General features: G+C 49.7%; 14 protein-coding genes. 5 read left to right on the top strand and 9 right to left on the bottom strand.

Translation table 11 applies throughout. The annotated features are described in order from the left end of the window. Window positions 1–49: 49 nt before the first annotated feature. The 4 genes from TW89_RS01865 to orn all read right to left on the bottom strand — a co-directional run bounded on the left by TW89_RS01865 (window position 50) and on the right by orn (window position 2280). On the bottom strand, window positions 50–685 hold the full coding sequence (locus tag TW89_RS01865; RefSeq protein ID WP_128580371.1) for a 7-carboxy-7-deazaguanine synthase QueE: 636 nt from the start codon (window positions 683–685) through the stop codon (window positions 50–52). A 106-nt stretch (window positions 686–791) separates the two neighbouring features. Beyond that, on the bottom strand, window positions 792–1163 hold the full coding sequence (locus tag TW89_RS01860) for a DUF1304 domain-containing protein (RefSeq protein ID WP_128580370.1): 372 nt from the start codon (window positions 1161–1163) through the stop codon (window positions 792–794). A 73-nt stretch (window positions 1164–1236) separates the two neighbouring features. Then, window positions 1237–1659 carry a 6-carboxytetrahydropterin synthase QueD gene (gene queD, locus TW89_RS01855; protein ID WP_128580369.1) on the bottom strand — a complete coding sequence of 141 codons (423 nt, stop codon included), beginning with the start codon at window positions 1657–1659 and terminating at the stop codon, window positions 1237–1239. 63 nt (window positions 1660–1722) lie between these two features. Beyond that, a complete protein-coding gene (gene orn / locus TW89_RS01850) occupies window positions 1723–2280 on the bottom strand; it encodes an oligoribonuclease (RefSeq protein WP_128580368.1) in 558 nt (185 codons plus the stop codon). Between the two features lie 133 nt (window positions 2281–2413). Between orn and dxs the strand changes: the two genes are divergently transcribed. The 4 genes from dxs to TW89_RS01835 are packed head-to-tail and all read left to right on the top strand — an operon-like array spanning window position 2414 to window position 6785. Then, the gene (gene dxs, locus TW89_RS01845) at window positions 2414–4303 is read left to right on the top strand and encodes a 1-deoxy-D-xylulose-5-phosphate synthase (protein WP_128580367.1); all 1890 of its coding nucleotides are present in this window, start codon (window positions 2414–2416) and stop codon (window positions 4301–4303) included. 36 nt (window positions 4304–4339) lie between these two features. Then, window positions 4340–5047 (top strand): glycosyltransferase family 2 protein, encoded by a 708-nt coding sequence (locus TW89_RS01840; protein WP_283114254.1) that lies wholly within the window; start codon window positions 4340–4342, stop codon window positions 5045–5047. Next, window positions 5044–5349, top strand: coding sequence for a hypothetical protein (locus tag TW89_RS11905; protein ID WP_283114252.1), 306 nt, complete (start codon window positions 5044–5046; stop codon window positions 5347–5349). The genes TW89_RS01840 and TW89_RS11905 overlap by 4 nt, the downstream gene beginning before the upstream one ends. A 35-nt stretch (window positions 5350–5384) precedes the next feature. Further along, the gene (locus TW89_RS01835) at window positions 5385–6785 is read left to right on the top strand and encodes an L-serine ammonia-lyase (protein ID WP_128580366.1); all 1401 of its coding nucleotides are present in this window, start codon (window positions 5385–5387) and stop codon (window positions 6783–6785) included. 79 nt (window positions 6786–6864) lie between these two features. Here the strand turns inward: TW89_RS01835 and TW89_RS01830 are convergent, their stop codons facing one another. After that, a complete protein-coding gene (locus TW89_RS01830; protein ID WP_128580365.1) occupies window positions 6865–7086 on the bottom strand; it encodes a hypothetical protein in 222 nt (73 codons plus the stop codon). Window positions 7087–7094: 8 nt separating this feature from the next. Next, window positions 7095–7724, bottom strand: a complete 630-nt coding sequence (locus tag TW89_RS01825) for a C40 family peptidase (RefSeq protein ID WP_128580364.1) — start codon at window positions 7722–7724, stop codon at window positions 7095–7097. A 260-nt stretch (window positions 7725–7984) separates the two neighbouring features. Between TW89_RS01825 and hslO the strand changes: the two genes are divergently transcribed. Continuing rightward, window positions 7985–8881, top strand: coding sequence for an Hsp33 family molecular chaperone HslO (gene hslO, locus TW89_RS01820; RefSeq protein ID WP_049348103.1), 897 nt, complete (start codon window positions 7985–7987; stop codon window positions 8879–8881). Window positions 8882–9052: 171 nt separating this feature from the next. Here hslO and tyrS read toward each other — a convergent pair whose 3' ends face one another. The 3 genes from tyrS to ychF all read right to left on the bottom strand — a co-directional run bounded on the left by tyrS (window position 9053) and on the right by ychF (window position 13854). After that, entirely contained in the window at window positions 9053–10348 is a 1296-nt protein-coding gene (gene tyrS, locus TW89_RS01815) for a tyrosine--tRNA ligase (RefSeq protein WP_128580363.1), read from the bottom strand. Window positions 10349–10423: 75 nt separating this feature from the next. After that, a complete protein-coding gene (locus tag TW89_RS01810) occupies window positions 10424–12283 on the bottom strand; it encodes an acyltransferase family protein (RefSeq protein ID WP_128580362.1) in 1860 nt (619 codons plus the stop codon). Between the two features lie 479 nt (window positions 12284–12762). Then, window positions 12763–13854 (bottom strand): redox-regulated ATPase YchF, encoded by a 1092-nt coding sequence (ychF, locus tag TW89_RS01805; RefSeq protein WP_128580361.1) that lies wholly within the window; start codon window positions 13852–13854, stop codon window positions 12763–12765. Window positions 13855–14194: the final 340 nt, after the last annotated feature.

Here is a 14194-nt window from a genome sequence, read left to right as displayed (position 1 = left end):
TACATTCAATATTTTGTAAAGGTTTTGTTTTTAATTGATTTCAAACGAATTATTCTATTCCTGCCCATTTATGCGTTTGTACGCTCAGTTGCCAATGGATGGGGGCGTCGGGTCGGCTGTTTAATACGCCGATTTGGCGGATTGTGTCGTAGATATTCATCACACCGTCTTGTTCGCAAGGTGAGAGGTAGTAATGTCGGGCACGGATTTTGCGTTCCATCTCTTGGCAAAACGCAATGACATCGCCGTCGGCAACAATGCGCACTTCGTCGGCTTTCTCGATGCAACTAGATTCATATTTGGCGGCATAGCAGGCCTTAGGGCTGGTGGCAACGTAGTCGATTTGCGGTGGCGCGGGGTTGAGGCCGTTGGTTTCGATACACAGGAAATAGCCTTCGGCTTTGAGTGCATTGAGCAGGGTATCCAAATGCGGTTGGATGGTGGGTTCGCCGCCGGTAATAATGATGTTGCGCGCCGTATAGGTTTTCAGACGGCCTAAAATATCGGACAGGCTCATCATGCCGAATTTGAGGTAGTCGGTATCGCACCAGCTGCACGCGAGATTACATTTGCCCAAACGGATGAAAACGGCGGGCATGCCTGTGTTCCAGCCTTCGCCTTGCAGGCTTTCAAAGATTTCGACAATGCGGTATTGGGGATTGTTCGGGGTGATTTGAATGGTCATGAATGTCGGGTGTGCAGGATTTAATTATTGTGGTGAAGCGTTTTGAGAAATTGGTTGAGGCAGCCATTCTTTCTGTTGGTTCGAGGGGAAAGAATGGCTGTTGTGTTTAAGCGTTAATGACGGCTGCGGCGGCCAAAAATGCCGGCAAGCCTTGTTTGAGCAAAATGCCTTTGTTGCCGGATGAAAACGCGCCCCATGCGGCGGCGATGAGGACAAAGCCGAGGAACAGGATGGTCGCGCCGTAAACGGCGTTGTCGGGTGCTGCAAAGCGCGCCCATACCAAGCCGATAGCGAGGAAGCCGTTGTACAGGCCTTGGTTGGAAAACAGGGTTTGCACGCGTTTTTGTTCCATAAATTCGTAAGGCATGTTGAACAGTTCCGACGCTTTTTCGCTTGGGATTTGCGTCATTTCGAGCCAGGCAATGTAGAAGTGTTCGACAGAGACGAAAAGGACGAGGAGGGTGGAGATGATTTTCATGAAGGTTCCTTTTGATGTTTAGCGGATGGGTGTGTTTGGGGAACAGGCCGTCTGAAAAATACAGGCCGTCGGTTTATTCCCCTTCATATTCCGCACACGAAGTCGGCGTTTCCCATAATTTCACGCTGCATACTTTGACACCGGCGTTTTTCAGACGGCCATACATTTCTACGCTCATGTTTTCGGCGGTGGTGCGGCAGGGCAGGCGCAGGGTTTTCATGTTCCAGCCTTCCAAAAGCGCGGCAATTTGGCTTTCGCGTTCGTTGTTGCTGTGATAGATGAAGGCATGGTCGAATGGGTCGGTAATGTGTTGTTTGACGATGGCTTTCAGGTCGGTAAAGTCCATCACCATGCCGTCTTTTGCGCCGCCTTGGATAACGGGCGCGGAGACGGTGATTTCGAGTTTGTAGGTGTGGCCGTGCAGGTTTTGGCACTTGCCGTCATGCCCGTCGAGCATGTGCGAGGAATCAAAGGTAAAGATTTTGGTGATTTTCATGAGATGAGGGAAGCCGATGAGGCCGTCTGAACGGTGTAAAACCTGTTTCAGATGGCCTTGGGATTATTGTTCGGAAGGGAGTTTGAGGAAATGCTCGCGATAATGGCGCATTTCTTCGATGCTTTCGAGGATGTCGTCCAATGCCTTGTGCGAACCGCGTTTGACCACGCTTTTGGCAACGGCCGGATTCCAGCGTTTGGCCAATTCTTTCAGCGTGGATACGTCTAGGTTGCGGTAGTGGAAATAAGCTTCCAAACGCGGCATGTATTTGACCATGAAGCGGCGGTCTTGATGAATGGAGTTGCCGCACATGGGCGTGGATTTCTCGGGTATCCATGCAGACATGAAGTCCAACAGGTTTTGCTCGACTTCGGCTTCGGTCAGTTTGGATTCGCGCACGCGTTGGGTCAGGCCGGTGCGGCCGTGGGTGGTGGTGTTCCACTCATCCATGCCGTCGAGCAACTCGTCGCTTTGATGGATGACGTAAACGTCCGATTGCGCCAGTACGTTCAAATCGGAGTCGGTAATGATCATGGCGACTTCGATAATGCGGTCGTGTTCCGGGTTGAGGCCGGTCATTTCCATATCGAGCCAGCAGAGGTTGTTTGCGTTTTGGGTCATTTCAGACGGCCTTGTGTTTTCAGTTGGCAGTATTATAAAGGATAAAGGTTCGGGCCGTCTGAAAGCATTTGTAACAAGTTGTGCAATCTCTTGATATAATCGTCCGTTACACAAAAATTCACCGCCAAAAATCATGAACCCAAGCCCTTTGCTCGATATTATCGATACGCCTCAGGATTTGCGCCGTCTGGAGAAAAAACAGCTGCCGCAAGTCGCCGCCGAATTGCGCGAATTTCTGTTGGATTCCGTCGGTAAGACGGGCGGCCATTTCGCCAGTAACTTGGGCGCGGTCGAGCTGACGGTGGCCCTGCATTATGTGTACGACACGCCCGAAGACCATTTGGTCTGGGATGTCGGTCATCAAAGCTATCCGCACAAAATCCTGACCGGCCGCAAAAATCAAATGCACACCATGCGCCAATACGGCGGTTTGGCGGGTTTCCCAAAACGCAGCGAGTCGGAATATGACGCGTTCGGCGTGGGGCATTCTTCCACATCCATCGGCGCGGCCTTGGGCATGGCCGTTGCGGACAAACAGTTGGGCAACAACCGCCGCAGCGTCGCCATCATCGGCGACGGCGCCATGACGGCAGGTCAGGCGTTTGAAGCCCTGAACTGCGCAGGCGATATGGATGTCGATTTGCTGGTCATCCTCAACGACAACGAAATGTCGATTTCCCCCAATGTCGGCGCGCTGCCGAAATACCTTGCCAGCAACGTCGTGCGCGATATGCACGGCCTATTGAGTACCATCAAAGCCCAATCGAGCAAAGTATTGGACAAATTGCCCGGCGCGATGGAGCTTGCCCAAAAAGTCGAAAATAAAATCAAAACCTTGGCAGGCGAAGCGGAATACGCCAAACAGTCGCTGTCTTTGTTTGAAAACTTCGGTTTCCGTTACACCGGCCCGGTGGACGGCCACAACGTTGAAAATCTAGTGGACGTATTAAAAGACTTGCGCGGCCGCAAAGGCCCTCAGTTGTTGCACGTCATCACCAAAAAAGGCAACGGCTACAAATTCGCCGAAAACGATCCTGTCAAATACCACGCTGTCGCCAAGCTGCCGAGCGAAGTGCCTGCGCCGGAAGTCAAACCTGTCGCGGCCAAACCGACTTATACGCAAGTGTTCGGCCAATGGCTGTGCGACCAAGCGGCGGCTGACGAGCGTTTGGTTGCCATCACGCCTGCCATGCGCGAGGGCAGCGGCTTGGTTGAGTTTGAACAGCAATTCCCCGACCGCTATTTCGACGTCGGCATTGCCGAGCAACACGCCGTTACCTTTGCCGGCGGTTTGGCATGCGAAGGCATTAAGCCTGTCGTGGCGATTTACTCCACTTTCCTGCAACGCGCTTACGACCAGTTGGTACACGACGTTGCCCTACAAAACCTACCTGTTTTGTTCGCCATCGACCGCGCAGGTATTGTCGGTGCAGACGGCCCGACCCATGCCGGTTTATACGACTTGAGCTTTTTGCGTTGCGTGCCGAACATGATTATTGCCGCACCCAGCGACGAAAACGAATGCCGCCTGCTGCTCTCAACCTGCTATCAGGCAAATTCGCCGTCCGCCGTCCGCTATCCGCGCGGTACAGGCACGGGCGCAACCGTTTCAGACGGCCTGGAAACCGTTGAAATCGGTGAAGGCATCATCCGTCGCGAAGGCGGAAAAATTGCCGTTATTGCTTTTGGCAGCATGGTTGCCCCATCATTGGCCGCTGCCGACAAGCTGAACGCGACCGTTGCCGATATGCGCTTTGTCAAACCGATAGATGAAGAGCTGATCGTCCGTCTCGCCCGAAGCCACGATTACATCGTTACTGCCGAAGAAAACGCTGAACAAGGCGGCGCAGGCAGTGCGGTGTTGGAAGTGTTGGCGAAACACGGCATCTGCAAACCGGTATTGCTGCTGGGTGTAGAAGACAAAGTTACCGAACACGGCGACCCGAAAAAACTGTTGGACGACTTGGGTTTGAGTGCCGAAACGATTGAAAAACGCATTGCCGGTTGGATCAAGGCCGTCTGAAAAATGATTAAAACCTATCAATACATTGCATAATTTATGGGAAAAAAATTAATCAGCATCAGCATGGTGCGCAACGAAAACGACGTGATCGAATCGTTTGTCCGTCATAATCTCGAGCTGATGGATGAAATGCACATCATCGATCACGGCAGCAGCGATGGCACAAGGGAAATCCTGATTCAATTGAAAGAAGAAGGTTTACCGGTATTTATCTATCAATATCAAGCGCTCAAGTTCAATCATGAGCAATTGGTCAACCAGTTGATGAAGCAGCTTGTAGTAAAAGATGAAGCGATAGATTTCGTTTTTCCGCTGGATGCGGACGAATTTATTTCATGTCCTAGCCGTACCATGCTGGAACAACTCTTGGATGTCATCGGCGAAAACAGGATCGGCATGTACCTTTGGCGCGGCTATTTGCCGACATCGTTGCAATACAACCCCGATTTCACCACACAATTTACCGAGCAACGCCTCGAAACGCTCTTTACCCCCAAAGTCATTATCCCCAGATGGGCTGTCGAATCTTGCAGCGTGATTATCGGCTGCCATTATATGTTGGATAAAGATGGCAACAAGGTTAAATCAACCCTGTTTCATTCGCCGGATTATCGAGGTTTACATTCCTGGTTTATCGAGCAGTTTTCCGCACAATTTGCAGAGACCGATTTGTTGTGGCTGGGGCATTTCCCAATCCGCTCCTTGAACCAGCACATCAAAAAATCCTCGAAAAGTCCATCTTGATTGCTATTAAAGACGGAAGCAATGATATTGCCTGGGAAAACCAGTTGCGCGAATTGTTGGACAACGGCATGAAGATGGACTTGAACGATTTACGGCTGTTGGCATACAGATACCGCGCCGGTTCTACAAGTTTGGAAGACCCGCATTGTAAAGTCAGCCATTACGAACCCTTGCGTAAAAAACCACTGATGCTGAAATACACATCGCCGGAAGCAGGCGATCCTTTGATGACTGTCGGACATTTGGTACTTGCATTGGCAAGCGGCGCACAAGATTCCTCTTTAGGCTTTAAGGCCGTCTGAAAAACACAGCCCGCACACACAATAATAGGAAAGTTATGATCAGCATCTTTGATATTTTCAAAATCGGCATCGGCCCGTCCAGCTCGCACACCGTCGGCCCGATGAAGGCCGCGGCCGCTTTTGCTGATTTGCTGAATGCCGAAAACTTGGATACACAAGTAGCGCGCATTGTCATTGAAGTGTACGGCTCACTTGCTTTGACCGGCATCGGACACGGCACATTCGACGCATTATTGCTTGGTTTGGAAGGCAGCCTGCCGCACGATATTCCGCTGGCAGACATCCCCCAACGCTTGGAACGTATCCGCACGCAACACGTTTTAAAACTCAACGGCCGCGAAATGGCCTTCAATCCCGAAAAAGATTTGGATATCCGCGGCGACAAAGTGTTGCCCAAGCATCCGAACGGCTTGAACTTTATCGCCTACCATTCAGACGGCCAGAAGCTGAAAGAGCAGATTTATTATTCAGTCGGCGGCGGTTTTGTCGTAACAGACGAAGGGTTTGCACAAGAGGCGCAGGAAAATGCCGATGTGCCGTATCCATACAAAAACTGCGACGAGTTGCTGGCACAATGCCGTCTGAACCAGTTGAATATTTCCGAAGTCGTGTTGGCCAATGAAGCAGCGTTGGCAGGTTGCGATGAGGTAGAAGTGCGCCGCCGTGTGGCCGCCGTAGCCGATGTGATGGAAAACTGCATCAAGCGCGGCTTGGGTGCGGAAGGGCAATTGCCGGGCGGCTTGAACGTCCGCCGCCGTGCGCCGCAGTTGGCGGCCAAACTCAAAGTCCTGCGCGAGAGCGAAATCGTCAATACCCAACTTTGGCCGATGGTGTACGCCATGGCGGTCAACGAAGAAAATGCCGCCGGCGGACGCGTCGTAACCGCACCCACCAACGGAGCGGCAGGCATCATTCCTGCCGTCTTACACTATTTCCGCAAATTTAATCCGCACGCTAACCAATCTCGTGTCGAAGATTTCCTGCTGACTGCCGGTGCCATCGGTATTTTGTATAAAACCAATGCATCGATTTCCGGTGCGGACGTCGGCTGCCAAGGCGAAGTCGGCGTGGCGTGTTCCATGGCGGCAGGCGCATACGCCGAAGTTATCGGCGGTACCCCGAAACAAGTGGAAAACGCCGCCGAAATGGCCATGGAACACCACTTGGGCCTGACCTGCGACCCTGTCGGCGGCTTGGTGCAAATCCCCTGTATCGAGCGCAACGGCATCGCCGCCGAAAAAGCCCTCAAGCTCGCTACCCTCGCGCTTTTGGAAGACGGCACAGACAAAAAAGTCTCACTTGATGAAGTGATTCAAACCATGCTGCAAACCGGCCGCGATATGAAGGCAACTTACAAAGAAACCTCACTCGCAGGCCTGGCCATTACCTTGCAGAAAAAAGCCATACCGGTATCCGTGCGCGTGGTGGAATGTTAGAAATGGAATAGGGCGATTGCCCAATAAAAAAGGCCGTCTGAAAAACTTTCAGACGGCCTTTTTTGTATGGATTGAAGAACTAACCGTTTTTTTGATAAGGGTTTTCCAGCCCGGCCATTAAGTCGCGGAAGTATTCGCGCAACTGTTTTTCGGAGCAACCCATCAGCAGGGCGTCTTCAAAAGCGTCCTGAGCCATTTGGTAGAGTTCGTTCAAGTTTTCGGTCATGACTTTGACTTTTTCGGTGCAGGAAACGATCCGACCGTCGTCGTCATACCATTTGGGCATTTGCGGCATTGCCATAGCTCACCTCAATTTAAGAAACGGGATGGATCGTTTTTCTTCACACGGCGGGCAAAGGCGTATTTCGCGTTCCAATATTTGTGGCCGAGGCTGGTAATTTCGATACGTTTGCCCGTTCTCGGCGCGTGAATGAAATTGTTGTTGCCGATGTAAAGGCCGACGTGGGAAATACGGCCGCGACCCATGGTGCGGAAAAAGACCATGTCGCCCGGCTGCAATTCCGAACGGTTCACGGCAACGCCCATTTGCGCCTGTTCGGCAGAGGTACGCGGCAGGTTCACGCCCATGGCGCGTTTAAAGATATGTTGCATAAAGCCGCTGCAGTCAAAGCCGGTAGAGGCTGATGTGCCGCCGTAGCGGTAGGCCACGCCGAGCAAGCCCATGGCGCTGCCGATTAACTCATCTGCATTACCCGAAGGTGCGCGCGTATTGTTGCTTGGGGCTGGGCGTGTATTGACGGGGTGGACAGGGGTTGCCTGACGCGTATTGCCGTAAACGTTGGCGTTGTCGTTGAATTGGTTTAAAACATGCTGACGGGTGGTAATCAGGTTTTCCAAATCATCGGCGTAAGAAAAATTGACGCTCGCGAGCATAGCGACCGAAGTCCAAACTGCTGCGAGCCGGAGTAAAAAATTCATTATAAAAACTTCCGTTTCAGAAGGCATCCCCTGCCGATTGCAGGCACATTGCCGGTTTCTGAGATGTTATCCCGTATCATTCTTTTGTTATCTGCTTGATTGTATTCAAAAACCGTCTTTTTGGCAAAAAAACTGCTGTTATTTTGCGTTAAACCCTTGTTTCCAAACAAACTAGAAAAACATTAAATGCGGTTTCGCTTGATTTATCCTCTGCTGCAACCATATAAGCGGCATTCATTGATTTATTTTCAGAGACTGACATGACACAAAATCACAGCGATATCCGTACACGCTTTATCTTCGACGATATGCCTATCCGCGGCATGCACATCCGCCTCGAAAAGGTTTGGCAACACATCGTTAACCAAAAACATTATCCTGTCGCCATCCGCCGCGCATTGGGCGAATTGTTGGCCGCCGGTTCTTTATTGTCTGCCAACCTTAAAAACGAAGGCACGCTGATTGTTCAGGTTCAAGGTCAGGGCCGTCTGAAAATGTTGGTGGTGGAAGCGACTTCTGAAAATACTGTCCGCGCTACCGCGCGATGGGACGAAACTGCTGAAATCCGTGATGACGAAAGCCTGACTGCGCTGTTGGGCGAAAACAGCGTGTTTGTTTTGACCCATCAGCCTAAAGATGCCGACCCATGGCAAGGTGTTGTACCGCTGGAAGGCGACAGCATTGCGCAAATGTTGGTCAACTATATGAAACGTTCCGAGCAGCTCGATACCTATATTACGCTTGCCGCCGACGATCAAGCCGCAGGCGCATTATTGCTGCAACGCCTGCCGGAAGAAGAATTGGATGATGCCGCGTGGGAGCATGTGACCACGCTTGCGCAAACGCTTACTCCGCAAGAATTGACCGGTTTGGATGCGCATCATGCCCTTTACCGCCTTTACCATGAAACCCCGCCCCGCGTTTTTGAACCGGAAGCCATTGAATTTGCCTGCACCTGCTCCCGTGGCAAAGTCAGCGATATGCTGTTGATGCTTGGTGGTCAGGAAGTCGGCGGCGTGGTGGCAGAACAAGGCAGCATTCAAATCGATTGCGATTTCTGCCATAGCAAGTATGTGTTTGATGAAACCGATGTCAACGCTTTGTTTGGCGCGGATGTGGTGAATGCCGTACGCCAAGAAAATGAGCGTTTGCAGTAAGTACGGGATAAAAGTTTCTTAAAGAAATTGGCTTAATAGAAGGGCAGGTCTAATACCTGTCCTTTCTTTTTGGGAAAACTGAATATCATCAATAGAAAATGCCGTCTGAAAAAAGCGTGGCTGATTTCAGACGGCATGATTGTTTTAAACGATGCGTTTAATGTTTAAAGATTATTTCCAAACCAACAAAGCGTGGTTGCGTTTGCCGCGGCGGACGATGGTGTATTTGCCGAAACGTTTGTGTTCGTCAGTCAGCATGTAGGCATCGTCAGGTTTTTCAGCGGCATGGTTCGGATTGTTGGCTTCAGCAGGTTTGCCGTTGAGTAAAACCGCTTTGCTGTTAACAAAACCGCGCGCTTCTTTGTTGGAAGACGCCAAACCGGTTTTTACCAAAGTCTCCACCACGTTGAGGCTCTCGGAAACTTCAAAAGTTGGCAGGCCGTCGAGTGCCAGCTGCTCGAAGTCGCTTTCGGTAAGATGGCTTTGGTCTTCGGCAAACAGGCTTTCAGAAATGCGTTGGGCGGCGGCAAGGGCTTCTTCGCCGTGAATCAAGCGGGTCATTTCCTCGGCAAGAATGCGTTGCGCTTCTGGCTTGGTGCCGCTAGCTTTGTCTTTGGCTTCGATGGCATCGATTTCTTCGATAGACAGGAAGGTAAAGTATTTCAGAAATTTATACACATCGGCATCGGCCACTTTCAGCCAGAATTGGTAGAACTGATACGGAGAAGTTTTCTTCGCGTTCAACCATACCGCGCCGCCTTCGGTTTTACCGAATTTGGTGCCGTCTGATTTGGTTACCAAAGGCAGGGTCAGGCCGAATACTTGTTTTTGATGCAGACGGCGGGTCAAATCGATACCGGCAGTGATGTTGCCCCATTGGTCGGAACCGCCGATTTCCAAAACTGCGCCATGACGTTTGTTCAATTCGGCAAAGTCGTAGCCTTGCAGCAGGGAATAGGCGAACTCGGTAAAGGAAATGCCCACATCGTCGCGCTCGATACGCTGTTTGACGGACTCTTTGTTCAGCATGGCGTTGACGGAGAAATGCTTGCCGATGTCGCGCAGGAAGTCGAGACAGTTCATGCTGCCGAACCAGTCGGCGTTGTTGGCTATAATGGCTGCGTTATCGCCTTCAAAGCTTAAGAAAGGGGCCAGTTGGTTGCGGATGCTTTCCACCCAGCCGGCAACAGTTTCGGCAGAATTCAAGCTGCGCTCCACTGCTTTGAAACTAGGGTCGCCAATCATGCCGGTCGCACCACCCACCAGAGCAATCGGCGTATGGCCTGCTTGTTGGAAACGACGCAATGCCAATACAGGCAGCAAGTGGCCGATGTGCAGGCTGTCTGCTGTCGGGTCAAAACCGCAATAGAGGGAAATTTTTTGTTCGTTTAGCAAAGCGTCTAAGGCTTCGATGTCGGTAGTTTGGGCGATTAAGCCACGCGATTGTAGGTCTTTGATGACGCTCATTGATATCTTCCAAAAAAATTAGCAGTTTTACAAACTGCTAATTGTAACAAATTTCATCGGATGAATGGCTATGGCTTATTGAAGAAGCGTGTGATTTTCAGAAAAACGCTTGGCCAGTTCTCTGCCACCGTAAGGGTTGATGTGGTCTCTATCGGAATAAACTGGCAATCCGTTGATTTTGAAATTTTCCGGAATATAGGCAGTGGCATCGATAATGTACACATTGGCATATTTTTTTGCCAATTCTTTGATGCGTTCATTTCCTTTTGAAGTGACTGTTTCATCAATGGCAAGATTTTGACTAAATCCCGGTATGCGGTAAGACAGAATATAGGCGCGCAAGCCGTTGTATGACAGATTAGGGTTGTCTATCATCAGGTAAACCGCTTGTTTTTCCGAAGAAAGTTTTTGCAACATGAGGTTGAATTTTTTGAAAAAATCGGCATCGTAAGCAAGGGAATGGCTGTTTTCAGGCATTTGGCTGCCCCAGCGCATGGCCAAAAGCACTTTTGAGTGTTGGGGCAGATGCTCTTTTGCATACTCATAAACGGCACGGCAGGAGGCGTTTTGCTTGAATATGGGCGCAGCATAATCTTCTACATAGGCACAACTGTCCGCAGTAACCATCGTTGCCGACCATTTTTCTTTTTTGCCGACAGTATCAAAAAACGTTTTATATTGGTCGGCATGCGAATCGCCCAAAATCAGTAATTCCGGCTGTTTGTCGGTATCACCCCAAACACATTGTTTGTCGGTATTGTTGTGGCAAGAAGTGTAGGAACGCGCCAATCCCATACGGTCGTACTGCTCCATAAACGGGAGCTTCATGGCAAGAAAAGGCGTTATGGCCAAAACAAGCATGGGGACGGCATAAATCCATGCCACAGATTGGGCAAAAGAGCCTTTCCACTTTTTAAACGGTTTCTCGACAAAATAATAAGAAAGCAGGGAGAGTGCAAACATTAAGACAATCGCGGCCGCAGTCGAATACGAAGGCAGATTGTTTGAACCGATGTATCTCATAAAAGCCAATACAGGCCAATGCCACAGATACAGCGAATAGGAAATCAAGCCTATGCCGACTGTAATCTTCCATTGGAAAAATTTTTTCAGCCGGTGTTCAAATTGATTGAAATAAATGAATGCGGCGGCGGCCAAACAAGGAATGATGGCGGCAGGCCCCGGGAAATAGGCGGTTTTTTCCGTATAGGCAAACAGGCAGGCAAACAGTACGCAGACGGAAAGTAATGCGCCTGCCGCCGCATATGGTTTGCCGGTATCCAGCCCTTGTTGTTGCCGATATTGCATCCACACGGCCGTCAACGAGCCGATTAGCATTTCGCAGGCGCGCAGATGGGGCAGGTAATATTTATCCAGCGAAGTCGGTATAAAAGAAGCCAAAATGCTGAATACGCATAGCGTGATAAGGAAGGCAAACTGAGTGCGCCAGCTTTTGCGGACTACCAGTAACAGCAATATCGGAAAGACGAAATAATATTGTTCTTCGACCGATAAAGACCAAATGTGAAGCAAAGGTTTTTCTTCTTGTATGGGATCGAAATAGCCCTGACCCTTTGCAAAAAAGATATTGGAGATGAACCCCAAGGTGGACAGGGCTGTCCTCCATAAAAGGGAAAAATCATCTTTGGTGAATAAAAGAAAGCCGCATATCAGCGTTGCCGCCAATACGGTAAAAAATGCGGGCAGTATCCGCTTGATACGGCGGATGTAAAACTTTTTGAACGAGAAAATTCCACTGCTCATTTCACGATGGATAATCATCGTGATCAGAAAGCCGGAAATGACAAAAAAGATATCAACACCAAGAAAGCCGCCAGGCAGCCAGTTTTTTTCAATATGGAAAACGACAACGGATAGAACAGCAACGGCACGCAATGTATCAATATCTGGGCGGTAAGATAAAACTTTGCTCATAATATTTTGATTTTAATTAGTTTATATTAATGGCGTCGTCTAAAAAGTGATTCCTGCCGAGAATGGCAGTATTTCGGAGGTCGGCCATCGTTTGTCGGAACAGGGCAGTTTGTTTGCCTTCTTAGAATGATTGCTGATGATATGCGTTTGAATAGTAATGGATTAGAGTAGGAATAAAGTTGATAGTTTCAACATAATATTTAATATGTTGTTTTTATAATGAATCAATACGATGTGGTATTGTTTAATTATTTATTGTCATATCAGTGGTATTGTTATTGATGATGTAATCTTGCGCTATTTTTAGGTAAGGCGTGGGTAAGAAACGAGAGATTTTAAGAAAGAAAAATTACGGGTCATGCCCGCATTTATTATGGAGATGATGTTTTGTTGATATTTCAAGACATGAGGCCGTCTGAAAATAAATTCAGACGGCCTTAATCTTAGAAAAGGCCGTCTGAAAAAGCGTTATGCTGGGTTTATACGTTAAAGAGGAAGTGCATCACATCGCCGTCTTGTACAACGTATTCTTTGCCTTCCACACGCATTTTGCCTGCTTCTTTGGCTTTGGCTTCGCCGCCTAAAGCGATGAAGTCTTCGTAGGAGATAACTTGGGCACGGATGAAGCCGCGTTCAAAGTCGGTATGAATCACGCCGGCAGCTTGTGGCGCAGTGTCGCCTTTGTGTATGGTCCAAGCGCGGACTTCTTTGACACCGGCGGTAAAGTAGGTTTGCAGGCCCAAGAGGTCGTAGCCGGCACGAATCAGGCGGTTCAGGCCCGGTTCTTCCAAGCCCATTTCAGCGAGGAATTCGGCTTTTTCATCGTCTTCCAATTCGGCGATTTCGCTTTCCATCGCGGCGCATACGGCCACAACTGGCGCGTTTTCTTTTGCAGCCAATTCTTTCAGGCGGTCGAGGTGCGGGTTGTTTTCAAAACCGTCTTCGGAAACGTTGCCGACGTACATGGCAGGTTTGGCAGTCAGCAGGAACAGCGGTTTGAGCATGGCGAGTTCTTCTGTGTCCAAACCGAAGGAGCGTACAGGCTTACCTTCGTCCAAATGCGGCAGCAGTTTTTTGCACAGATCGACCAGTTTTTGCGCGTCTTTATCGCCTGAGCGTGCACGTTTTTCTTCGCGGACGATGGCTTTTTCGACGCTGGCCAAGTCAGCTAGTGCCAATTCGGTGCCGATGGTTTCGATGTCGGCAATCGGATCGACTTTGCCTGCAACGTGAACGATGTTGTCGTCGTCAAAGCAACGCACGACGTTAACAATCGCGTCAGTCTCGCGGATGTTGGCAAGGAACTGGTTGCCCAGGCCTTCGCCTTTGCTCGCGCCTGCAACCAAACCGGCGATATCGACGAATTCGACGATGGCAGGCTGCATTTTTTGCGGATTGACGATTTTTGCCAATTCAGCCATACGCGGATCGGGGACTTCAACGATGCCGACGTTGGGTTCGATGGTACAGAAAGGATAGTTTGCCGCTTCGATACCCGATTGGGTCAGCGCGTTAAAGAGGGTGGATTTGCCGACGTTGGGCAAACCGACGATGCCGCATTTCAAGCTCATGGTTTTTCCTGAAAAGATAAAAGTTTAACGGCGGATTATAGCATATTGTGGAGGTACTCAAAACAGCCGCAATGCTGGTGTGTTCTTATAATGAAAGGCCGTCTGAAAAAAGAGGGGCAGGCATTCAGCTTATTGTTCTTCCGAAGAATGAGTAAATGAATGAAGCCGTTAAATAAAACAATTTTTCGGACAGGAGGCTTAAGATCAAACCTGAAAGAATACCCAATACCCAATAAATCATCTGACGGTATTTCGGGTCGGGTGCGGTACGTAACATTTTGAAATACAAAACCAGACAGCCGAACATGCAGATTGTTTGAAACAGAATGAGGGGGAGGCT

The organism is Neisseria flavescens, assembly GCF_001618065.1.
GTDB lineage: Bacteria > Pseudomonadota > Gammaproteobacteria > Burkholderiales > Neisseriaceae > Neisseria > Neisseria flavescens_A.
This window is presented reverse-complemented; position numbering and strand designations above follow the sequence as displayed.

Excerpts from the sequence above, each read along its gene's own strand:
- TW89_RS01865 (WP_128580371.1), bottom strand. The coding sequence starts at position 685 with ATGACCATTCAAATCACCCCGAACAATCCCCAATACCGCATTGTCGAA.
- TW89_RS01860 (WP_128580370.1), bottom strand. The coding sequence starts at position 1,163 with ATGAAAATCATCTCCACCCTCCTCGTCCTTTTCGTCTCTGTCGAACAC.
- queD (WP_128580369.1), bottom strand. The coding sequence starts at position 1,659 with ATGAAAATCACCAAAATCTTTACCTTTGATTCCTCGCACATGCTCGAC.
- orn (WP_128580368.1), bottom strand. The coding sequence starts at position 2,280 with ATGACCCAAAACGCAAACAACCTCTGCTGGCTCGATATGGAAATGACC.
- dxs (WP_128580367.1), top strand. The coding sequence starts at position 2,414 with ATGAACCCAAGCCCTTTGCTCGATATTATCGATACGCCTCAGGATTTG.
- TW89_RS01840 (WP_283114254.1), top strand. The coding sequence starts at position 4,340 with ATGGGAAAAAAATTAATCAGCATCAGCATGGTGCGCAACGAAAACGAC.
- TW89_RS01835 (WP_128580366.1), top strand. The coding sequence starts at position 5,385 with ATGATCAGCATCTTTGATATTTTCAAAATCGGCATCGGCCCGTCCAGC.
- TW89_RS01830 (WP_128580365.1), bottom strand. The coding sequence starts at position 7,086 with ATGGCAATGCCGCAAATGCCCAAATGGTATGACGACGACGGTCGGATC.
- TW89_RS01825 (WP_128580364.1), bottom strand. The coding sequence starts at position 7,724 with ATGAATTTTTTACTCCGGCTCGCAGCAGTTTGGACTTCGGTCGCTATG.
- hslO (WP_049348103.1), top strand. The coding sequence starts at position 7,985 with ATGACACAAAATCACAGCGATATCCGTACACGCTTTATCTTCGACGAT.
- tyrS (WP_128580363.1), bottom strand. The coding sequence starts at position 10,348 with ATGAGCGTCATCAAAGACCTACAATCGCGTGGCTTAATCGCCCAAACT.
- TW89_RS01810 (WP_128580362.1), bottom strand. The coding sequence starts at position 12,283 with ATGAGCAAAGTTTTATCTTACCGCCCAGATATTGATACATTGCGTGCC.
- ychF (WP_128580361.1), bottom strand. The coding sequence starts at position 13,854 with ATGAGCTTGAAATGCGGCATCGTCGGTTTGCCCAACGTCGGCAAATCC.